Below are 8,763 nucleotides of genomic sequence, written 5' to 3'. Positions count from 1 at the left end.
CCTCGCGACCCTGCATGACACCAGCATTAATCACCGGCCCCGAAAACCCGGCAGGCACGCCAGACCGTGACGATATATTCAGCGCGCTCCTAGGCGTCACGGGCCGCCCGGACAACGCCTGCGCGGCCTCAACTTGCGTGCTACTAGAGGACAGCGAAGGCCCGGTGCTGCTGCACACCGGGCCTTCGGAGATCTGCGGCAGGACCGCGGACAACTGCTTCAGTAACTAGCCGGCGTTCTTGCCGAAGTAGTCCGAACCGCCGGCGTATTCCGTGTGGCCGGACTCGACGTCTGCGGTAGCCATGCTGGCGACCACGGCGGCGAACTCCTCCACCGAGTACAGCTTGCCGGCCTCGGCGCGGCGCGCCTCGATGGCGCCCGGGTTGGAGCGGTCGAGCAGGGTGGCGGTCACGGTGCCCTCGATCATGTCGCCGGAGACAACCACCAGGGAGATGCCCTTCTCAGCCAGGTTCGGCAGCAGTTCGCGGAGGGCGTCCTCGCCGGCGCGCTTGCTGCGGGCTACGGGCTCGTACTCGGGCATGGTGGGCACCGAGTTGATGAAGTGCGCCTGGTGGCTGGTGACGAACACCACGCGGGAGCCTTCCTTCATGAGGGGCACGGCGGCGTTGAGCATGTTGACCTGCGCGTCGCGGTTGAGCTTGAGGGCGTAGCCCTCCTCCATGCCCGTTTCCATGCCGCCCGAGGCGTTGAGGACCAGGATGTCCAGCGAACCGAAGTTCTCCATGGCGGCGCTGGCCAGCGCCTGCACGCCTTCCTGGCTGGTCAGGTCAGCGCCGACGGCGACGGCACGGCCGCCGTCGGCCTCAATGCCGGCCACCACTTTATTGGCGCGCGGCGCCTTCTGGCGGTAGTTAACGACGACGGCGGCGCCCTCGCCGGCGAGGATCTTGGCAACTTCGGCGCCGATGCCGCGCGAAGAACCGGTGACGATGGCAGTCTTATTGTCGAGCTGTCCCATGTGGGCTCCCTTTTCTCAGAGTCAGACTCTGTCTTGAAACCTGTTGATTTGTTCGAAACGTCTAATGAATGGTGGCCTGCAGTCCATCATGCCAGCGGGAATGCCGGATTCCTTTGTCGGAAGGCGACAAAGAAGGCGGAGGGCCGCCGGGCGGAAGCAGGCGGGGATGGTGCGGGAGCCTAGTGGCCCATGCCCAGTCCGCCGTCGACCGGGATGACGGCGCCAGAGATGTAAGCAGCCTCATCGCTGGAGATCCAGCGCACCACGTTGGCCACTTCCGAGGCGTCGGCGAAGCGTCCGGCGGGGATGCTGGCCAGGTAGTCCTTCTGCGTGGCCTCTGGCAGCTCAGCCGTCATGTCCGTGTTGATGAAACCGGGGGCCACGACGTTGGCCGTGATCCCGCGCGATCCGAGTTCGCGGGTCAGCGAGCGGGCGATGCCCACGAGGCCCGCCTTGGATGCGGAGTAGTTGATCTGGCCGGGTGCCCCGTACAGGCCGGAGACGGAGGAGATGAGCACCACGCGGCCCTTGCGCAGCCGGATCATGCCCTTCGACGCACGCTTGATGACGCGGAAGGCTCCGGTCAGGTTGGTGTCGATGACGGAGGTGAAGTCGTCCTCGCTCATGCGCAGCAGCAGCGTGTCCTTGGTGATGCCGGCGTTGGCCACCAGCACCTCGACGGGACCGTGGGCGGCCTCCACCTCGGCGAACGCAGCGTCAATGGAGGCTTCGTCGGTCACATCAGCCTTGACCCCCAGGACACCCTCCGGCAGCTTGGATTCGCTGCGGTAGGTCACGGCCACCTTGTCCCCGTTGGCCAGGAATGCCTCCGCGATGGCCAGGCCAATGCCGCGGTTTCCGCCGGTGATGAGGACGCTGCGGGCCGTGGTTGCTGCTTCAGACATGTGTGCTCCGGATTTCCGCGGAGCATGGCTCCGCTATGGTGGCTGGATTTTGAACTGCCTCCGATCTTATCGTCCGATTGGGAGCCTCCTTCGGATGGTGAGAGAATTGGGGTAGCCATTGGAGCGTGATGAGACAGCCGTGACACCTGAAATCCAGCCCGGACCGCAGACGCCCGGGAAGCGTGACTCCACCGCCGGCCATCCGGAAGTCATCAGCATTACGGATGCCGCCGCAGCGCATTCCGAAGATATGCGGGAGCGCATGATCAAGTACGCCCTCGCCATGGGCATCCGCATGGTGTGCCTGATCCTGATCTTTGTGGTGGACGGCTGGTTCAAGCTGGTTGCGGTGGCGGGGGCGGTTTTCCTGCCGTGGATCGCGGTGGTGATCGCCAACGGTTCGGACAAGGCGGAGGTCCACAGCGAGGCGCTGCTCGACTACACGCCGTACGCTGAACTGGGAGCGGCTGGGGATTCCCGAACCGCGGAAAGCGGCGACACCGCGGATGAACCAACGGTGCTCCAAGGCGAGCTCATTGCTGATGACGAAGAAGACGACGACGGCCGGGGACAGAAAGCTTCATGAACATTTTCAACCTGGGTGGCGGCAGTGGGGATCTTGCCGGGCAGGCCTCCGCGGCCACCTGTTCCCGCAAGGCCTGCCGGGCTGACGCCTCGTGGCAGCTGCTCTGGAACAATCCCAAGATCCACACGCCCGAGCGCCGCAAGGTGTGGCTGGCGTGCGGTGAGCACAAGGCGTGGCTGGAGGACTACCTGCAGACCCGCGGGCTCTGGAAGGAAACCGTGCCCTTCGAGGCGGCGGAGCCGGGCGGGAACGGCTGAATGTACAAGTTCCTGTTTTCCAGCAAGTGGCTGGGCTACCTGCTGCTGGCCGCAATATTCGCCACCGGCTGCGTGTTCCTGGGCCGCTGGCAGATGGACCGCCGGGCCGAAACGCTGGCGGAAATCCAGCGGGTCACGTCCAACTATTCGGCCACTCCGATCACATTTGCCGAGGCCCGCGGCCAGTTCGACCATCTGGACCCGTCCCGGGAATGGACCCAGGTCAGGCTCCATGGCACTTACGACGTCGACGGGCAGCGGATCGTGCGCAACCGCCCCCTGAACGGGCAGCCCGGCTATGAAGTGGTGGTGCCGTTCAAGCTCGCATCCGGCGAGACCGTGGTGATCGACCGCGGCTGGCTGCCGATCGGCAACAAGACGCCCGGCCGCCCGGATTCCGTTCCTGCACCGCCGTCCGGGCAGGTCACTGCAGTGGTGCGGCTCAAGCACAGCGAACCCACGCTGCAGCGCGGCGCACCGGAGGGCCAGCTGGCTTCCATTGACCTGCCCGCTTACGCTGCCGAACTCGGCTATCCGCTGCTGACGGGCGCCTACGGGCAGCTCGCCTCGGAGACACCGCCAGCCGCGGTCACGCCGCAGCCGTTCCCCGTGCCCTCGATGGACGAGGGGACGCACCTGTCCTATTCACTGCAGTGGTTCGCCTTTGGCATCCTCATGTTCGTGGCCTTTGGTTACGCGGCCCGGCAGCAGGCGCGCAACGCCGCGATGGATGCCGAGGACGCTGAAGCGGCGGACGGCGAGCTTGCCCACACCGCCGCGGGAGCCCGCCGTCGTCCGCCGGCACCCCGAAAGCGCAAGCGGCCGACGGCGGAAGAAGAGGAAGACGCGATCCTGGATGCCCAGGGCTACTGACGACAGGAGCACGGAGATGCTTGCCGACCCCGTGGCCAACGTGCGCCGCGCCCTGACCGCAGCCGGTGCCCGTGACACAGTCACGGTTCTACCCGGAGCGGTTCCGACGGCGGCTGCCGCGGCTGACGCGCTTGGCTGCGACGTCGCTGCCATCACGAACAGCCTGGTGTTTGAAGTGGACGGCACTCCCCTGCTGATCCTCGCCAGCGGTGCTGCCAAGGTCGACGTCCGGCTGGTCGCCTCCCAGCTGGGCACGGGGCGGATCCGCCGTGCCGCGCCTGAGTTCGTGCTGCACCATACGGGCCAGGAAGTGGGCGGCGTTGCTCCCGTCGGGCATCCGGCCAGGATCCGCACGCTGCTGGACGCTTCCCTTGAGGAACACGCAACGCTCTGGGCCGGTGCTGGCGACCACCACTCTATGTTCTCCATTAGCTACGGCGAGCTGCAGCGCATCACGGACGCGCACGCACTTCGCGTGCGGTAGGGGCGGGAATCCACTTCGTGCCCGCGGTTGGATTCAGGCGTGCAGGGTGGGCCGGTAGATGAGCTCCTGGGTGTGGCCGTCGAGCGTCCGGCTCTCGATCAGCTCAAGGTCGAAGTCGGCGGCGCCCCGGAAGATCGGCTCCGCGCCGGTCTGACCGGTGATCACAGGGAAGACAGTCACCTGGACACGGTCCACCAGGCCGGCGGCCATCAGCGCGCGGTTCATCGACAAGCTGCCGTGGGAACGCAGCGGCACCTCTGACTCCCCCTTGAGCCGGGCAACAACGTCGACCGCGTCACGACCTACGAGGGTCGCGTCCGGCCAGTCGAGCGGTTCTTGCAGTGTTCTCGACACCACCGTTGCCGGCAGGTGCGTCATCCGGGTGACCCAGGGGTCACGTACCTCGGACATTTCGGTGCTCGAGGCCAGCATCTGTGCGAACGCCCGGTATGTGTTGGCCCCAAACACCATCCGCTGCTCCTCGCCGTACAAGGCGAGGCGGCGCTCGAGCAGTTCGGGGCCTTGTTTGCCCCAGTAGCCGCCCCAGTCACCGGTGTGGGAGCCGAAGCCGTCGAGGCTGCAAAAGACGTCGAAGGTGTAGGTAGCGGCCATGATGCTCTCCTCGAATGCGTCAGATCGGGCTTGGAAATGCAGATGTCACAGCGGGACGAGCCTAGCCACCGAATCCATGGCTGGCCACCACGCTCGATCAAGGTTTACGACAGGCACAGCATCGGGCCCCTGGGATTGCCCTCCATCCAAGGCCACCCCCCTAGGGTGCCGCCACGCTGCAGCCCACCGGCAGGGTGGTACTGCGGCACAGATCTGACCCCCGATTTCGGGGAGTCGCCAGGCGACAGCCCCTACCAGCCCGATTGCCTGGCGGCCGATCTAAGTCTTCCCCGCTCTGGCTTCGAGGAACCCATCTGTGAAGCCAGCAGGAAGCTCAGTCCCGGTGGGGTCGTGAGCGGAAGTATTGGTTGCGGCGGGGTTTTCGTCCCGGGTCGAGTTCTGGTGGTGGTTTGAACCAGGGCACCTCGTTGGTGACTTCGATGGTCCAGTTTTCCTTATGGATCAGGTGGTGGTGATAGCTGCAGAGCAGGACGCCGTTGCCGGTGCTGGTGGGTCCGCCGCGTGACCAGTAGGTGATGTGGTGGGCTTCGCACCAGGGTGCGGGCATGGTGCATTGCGGGAACGCGCAGCCTTGGTCGCGGGCCATGATGGCTTTGCGGATGTGGGGCGGGAAGATCCGTGAGGCGCGGCCGACGTCGAGGATGCGGCCGCCGGTGCCGAGGACGACGGGGATGATGTCGGCGTCGCAGGCGATTTTGCGGATGGTGGCCGGGTTCACCGGCCCGCTGAACGCGAACAGGGCCGTGCCGCCGCCGGTCCGGGCGGCGTTGATCGGACCGGCGGAGGCCGGCTGCGGATTCTGGGCGCCTTGGGCCCACTGTGCGTCCAGCGCTCCTTGGAGACTGGCGGTGCTGGGCTGGCCCAGCCATTGCTCGACTCTGGCGAGCAGGTCGCGGTAGTCGATGGTGACCAGAATCTGGGGTCGGTGCCCGCCGTTGGCGGGCAGGGCGTCGGTGGTGAGGGCGGTCTGGCAGGCGCCGACGAGCCCGTCGAGGCGTTTCTGCCCCTGGGACCGGTGATCCAGGTCGATTTCCGGGACACCCGGGCTGTCCCACCGGGCAAGGACAGCATCAGGGTCCGCCGCCCCGCTGGTCCCGCCGCCGGCGCCGTGGTCGCCGGTCCCGCCGCCGCTGCCGTGGCCGCCGTTCCCGTCATCGCCGTCGCTGCCATTCCCGTCTGCGTGTTCCGGGGCCGGGGTGCGGGGGTTGGTGGCGGTGTTCATGGCGGTGGTGAGGGTTTCGAACTGTTCGGGGGTGGCGAAGATTTCCAGGTGGTGCAGGCCGTGTTTGGGGCGGCGGATGAAGGCGCCCTGGATCTGGCGGAGGGCCGGTTCGGAGGGTTCGGGGCCGTCCTGGTCGATCGCCTCGGCCCAGTGCCGTGCGACGCGGGTGACGAAGTCGGCGTCGTGGTCGATCGCGGTTTGAGTGAGTTCGTGTTCCATCGCGGCGGTGCGGGCCGGGGTGGTGAAGTGCCGGGCCCGGTCCAGGGCGAGGGTGATCGTGGTCGCGGCGCGGGAGCTGACCTGGGCGGCGCTGACCGCGGCGGCGAGTTCCCCGTAGCGGGGCGGGAGCTGTTGGCCGCCGAATCCTGCCCTGGGCAGGATGGAGTCGGCCAGGGTGAGGCGGCGGCGGGCCTCGCAGGCGCTGATGCCCAGCCTGGTCCGAAGGAAATCCACCGTGTTCCGGGAACCATCAGCATTGGGGTCCGCATCCGGGACGGGAACGGCGTCGGGGACCAGCGGTGCCGCGGCGGCGGTGAGCGCCGCGGTGCGGGACCTCTCCACAGCACCGGCAGCGGCCACCTGCAGATGCTCCACCCTCCGGGAGAGCCGCTCAACCCGGTCCGCGAAATCCGCAGACCGGCCAAAGCTCCACAAGGCGGTGTCCTCGGCCGTGATCGCTTCCGAGTCCAGCGCAGCTATGGCCTGGTCAACCGCGTCCAGCTCAGCAGGGACGCTTTGAAGGGCGGTCGCGCCAATGGAAGCCGGCCCAGGGCTTTGGGCGGAAGCGAACCTGCGGGCGCCGGGCTGCTCGGCCCGGTCTGTGGCGAATCCCCCAATGGCTTCCATAAACCCATTCTGATCGGGGGGTCTGACATTAATAGACCCGCCGTCCGGCGCCCAACCGTCGGGTGAACCGCCGTCGGAAGCCCCAGAAGTGAGCCAGCCACCGCCGTCGTTCCCCGAGACGGAAGCGAACGCACCTGTACCGGGCCCTACGGCCCGGTTCCCGGTGAATCCCCCAACGGCTTCCATAGAAACAGTCTGATCCGGGGGTCCGACATTTAAGGGCGCAGCGTCAGTCCCGCCACTGCGAAGGCTACGCCAGCGTGATGAGGTCCAGGTAGTCCTCGTTCCACAGGTCCTCAACGCCGTCGGGCAGCAGCACCACGCGCTCGGGGTTGAGGGCCTCGACGGCGCCTTCGTCGTGGCTGACCAGGACGACGGCGCCCGTGTAGTTCCGCAGGGCGCCCAGGATCTCGGCGCGGCTGGCGGGGTCGAGGTTGTTGGTTGGCTCGTCGAGGAGGAGCACGTTCGCACTGGAGGCCACGATGGTGGCCAGGGCCAGACGGGTCTTCTCACCGCCGGAGAGCACGCCGGCGGGCTTATCGACGTCGTCGCCCGAGAACAGGAACGAGCCCAGGATGCCGCGGACCTCCGCGTCCTTCATGTCCGGCGCGGCGGAGCGCATGTTTTCGAGGACGGTGCGGTCGTGGTCCAGGGTTTCGTGCTCCTGGGCGTAGTAGCCCACCTTGAGTCCGTGCCCGGGCACGATGTCGCCGGTGTCCGGCAGGTCCACGCCGGCGAGCATGCGCAGCAGGGTGGTCTTGCCGGCACCGTTAAGGCCGAGAATGACCACCTTGGAGCCGCGGTCGATGGCCAGGTCCACGTCGGTAAAGATCTCCAGCGAACCATAGGACTTGCTCAGTCCTTCGGCCGTGAGAGGCGTCTTGCCGCAGGGCGACGGATCGGGGAACCGCAGCGCTGCCACGCGGTCCTGCTCGCGGACGGCCTCGAGTCCGCTGAGCAGCCGCTCGGCGCGCTTGGCCATGTTCTGCGCGGCAACGGCCTTGGTGGCCTTGGCCCGCATCTTGTTGGCCTGGTCCATCAGGACCTGGGCCTTCTTCTCGGCGTTGGCGCGTTCGCGCTTGCGGGCGCGCTCATCCGTCTCGCGCTGCTGCAGGTAGCGCTTCCAGCCCATGTTGTAGAAGTCGATCTGGGCCCGGTTCGCGTCCAGGTGGTAGACCTTGTTAACGGTTGCTTCCAGCAGCTCTACGTCGTGGCTGATCACGATCAGGCCACCCTGGTGGTTCTTGAGGAAGTCACGGAGCCAGGAGATGGAATCGGCGTCGAGGTGGTTGGTGGGCTCATCCAGGAGCATGGTTTCCGCGCCGGAGTAAAGGATGCGCGCCAGTTCCACACGGCGGCGCTGACCGCCGGACAGTGTCTTCAGCGGCTGGTTGAGGATGCGCTCCGGCAGTGCGAGGTTGGAGGAGATGGCGGCCGCTTCGGCTTCCGCCGCGTACCCTCCCCCGGACAGGAACTCCGCCTCGAGCCGGTCGTACCGGCCCATAGCCTTGCGCTGGACCTCCGGGTTGTCGCTGGCCATGTCAGCCTGCGCCTTCTTCAGCTTGCCGACGACGACGTCCAGTCCGCGGGCGGACAGGATCCGGTCCCGCGCCAGCTGCTCCATGTCCGGCGTGCGTGGATCCTGCGGCAGGTAGCCGATCTCGCCGCTTCGGGTCACTTTGCCGGCGGCAGGCAGGCCTTCACCCGCCAAGACGCGGGTCAGCGTGGTCTTGCCGGCACCGTTGCGGCCCACCAGTCCGATCTTGTCACCCTTGTCGATCCGGAAGCTCACCTGGTCCATGAGCAGGCGGGCGCCGGCACGGAGTTCAAGTTCCTGAACGGTAATCACAGCAGGTAAGGCCTTTCACAACAGGGAATGCCGCAGCACGGCAGGTTGCATGCCGCGGGCCACAAAGCAAGGAACACCGGGGATGCCGGCCGGAGAACGGCCCGTTCAAGTCTACCGGCCTGTGCAACA

At 67.0% G+C, this 8,763-nt stretch carries 9 protein-coding genes; 4 read left to right on the top strand and 5 right to left on the bottom strand.

What is annotated here, in order from left to right; all coding sequences use genetic code 11:
• Window positions 1-226: 226 nt before the first annotated feature.
• Together ACFTR6_RS21080 and ACFTR6_RS21075 are read right to left on the bottom strand one after the other, a co-directional pair.
• Window positions 227-979: an SDR family oxidoreductase gene (locus ACFTR6_RS21080; RefSeq protein WP_087871859.1), complete on the bottom strand. Its 753-nt coding sequence runs from the start codon at window positions 977-979 to the stop codon at window positions 227-229.
• Window positions 980-1,158: 179 nt separating this feature from the next.
• Window positions 1,159-1,884, bottom strand: coding sequence for a beta-ketoacyl-ACP reductase (locus ACFTR6_RS21075; protein WP_377959353.1), 726 nt, complete (start codon window positions 1,882-1,884; stop codon window positions 1,159-1,161).
• A gap of 139 nt (window positions 1,885-2,023) precedes the next feature.
• Between ACFTR6_RS21075 and ACFTR6_RS21070 the strand changes: the two genes are divergently transcribed.
• From ACFTR6_RS21070 to ACFTR6_RS21055, 4 genes are read left to right on the top strand one after another with little or no spacing between them, the layout of a single operon-like run.
• Entirely contained in the window at window positions 2,024-2,470 is a 447-nt protein-coding gene (locus ACFTR6_RS21070) for a DUF3099 domain-containing protein (RefSeq protein WP_076803040.1), read from the top strand.
• The gene (locus ACFTR6_RS21065; protein ID WP_087871861.1) at window positions 2,467-2,727 is read left to right on the top strand and encodes a hypothetical protein; all 261 of its coding nucleotides are present in this window, start codon (window positions 2,467-2,469) and stop codon (window positions 2,725-2,727) included. Before ACFTR6_RS21070 ends, ACFTR6_RS21065 begins: the two co-directional genes overlap by 4 nt.
• A complete protein-coding gene (locus ACFTR6_RS21060; RefSeq protein WP_377959352.1) occupies window positions 2,728-3,600 on the top strand; it encodes an SURF1 family protein in 873 nt (290 codons plus the stop codon). It begins immediately after the preceding gene.
• A gap of 16 nt (window positions 3,601-3,616) precedes the next feature.
• Window positions 3,617-4,084: a YbaK/EbsC family protein gene (locus ACFTR6_RS21055; protein WP_236783022.1), complete on the top strand. Its 468-nt coding sequence runs from the start codon at window positions 3,617-3,619 to the stop codon at window positions 4,082-4,084.
• Between the two features lie 33 nt (window positions 4,085-4,117).
• On the opposite strand, the gene ACFTR6_RS21050 is transcribed toward ACFTR6_RS21055, so the two are convergent.
• The 3 genes from ACFTR6_RS21050 to ACFTR6_RS21040 form a co-directional block, all read right to left on the bottom strand.
• On the bottom strand, window positions 4,118-4,696 hold the full coding sequence (locus ACFTR6_RS21050; RefSeq protein ID WP_377959351.1) for a dihydrofolate reductase family protein: 579 nt from the start codon (window positions 4,694-4,696) through the stop codon (window positions 4,118-4,120).
• Between the two features lie 334 nt (window positions 4,697-5,030).
• Window positions 5,031-6,785, bottom strand: coding sequence for a DUF222 domain-containing protein (locus ACFTR6_RS21045; protein ID WP_377959350.1), 1,755 nt, complete (start codon window positions 6,783-6,785; stop codon window positions 5,031-5,033).
• A gap of 250 nt (window positions 6,786-7,035) precedes the next feature.
• A complete protein-coding gene (locus ACFTR6_RS21040) occupies window positions 7,036-8,634 on the bottom strand; it encodes an ABC-F family ATP-binding cassette domain-containing protein (protein WP_076803050.1) in 1,599 nt (532 codons plus the stop codon).
• Window positions 8,635-8,763: the final 129 nt, after the last annotated feature.

Origin of the sequence: Arthrobacter sp. NPDC057009 (assembly GCF_042673905.1) — a bacterium.
Taxonomy (GTDB): domain Bacteria; phylum Actinomycetota; class Actinomycetes; order Actinomycetales; family Micrococcaceae; genus Arthrobacter.
This window is presented reverse-complemented; position numbering and strand designations above follow the sequence as displayed.

Coding starts and splice junctions, on each gene's coding strand:
- ACFTR6_RS21080 (WP_087871859.1), bottom strand. CDS start 979: ATGGGACAGCTCGACAATAAGACTGCCATCGTCACCGGTTCTTCGCGC.
- ACFTR6_RS21055 (WP_236783022.1), top strand. CDS start 3,617: ATGCTTGCCGACCCCGTGGCCAACGTGCGCCGCGCCCTGACCGCAGCC.
- ACFTR6_RS21075 (WP_377959353.1), bottom strand. CDS start 1,884: ATGTCTGAAGCAGCAACCACGGCCCGCAGCGTCCTCATCACCGGCGGA.
- ACFTR6_RS21060 (WP_377959352.1), top strand. CDS start 2,728: ATGTACAAGTTCCTGTTTTCCAGCAAGTGGCTGGGCTACCTGCTGCTG.
- ACFTR6_RS21050 (WP_377959351.1), bottom strand. CDS start 4,696: ATGGCCGCTACCTACACCTTCGACGTCTTTTGCAGCCTCGACGGCTTC.
- ACFTR6_RS21045 (WP_377959350.1), bottom strand. CDS start 6,785: ATGGAAGCCATTGGGGGATTCGCCACAGACCGGGCCGAGCAGCCCGGC.
- ACFTR6_RS21065 (WP_087871861.1), top strand. CDS start 2,467: ATGAACATTTTCAACCTGGGTGGCGGCAGTGGGGATCTTGCCGGGCAG.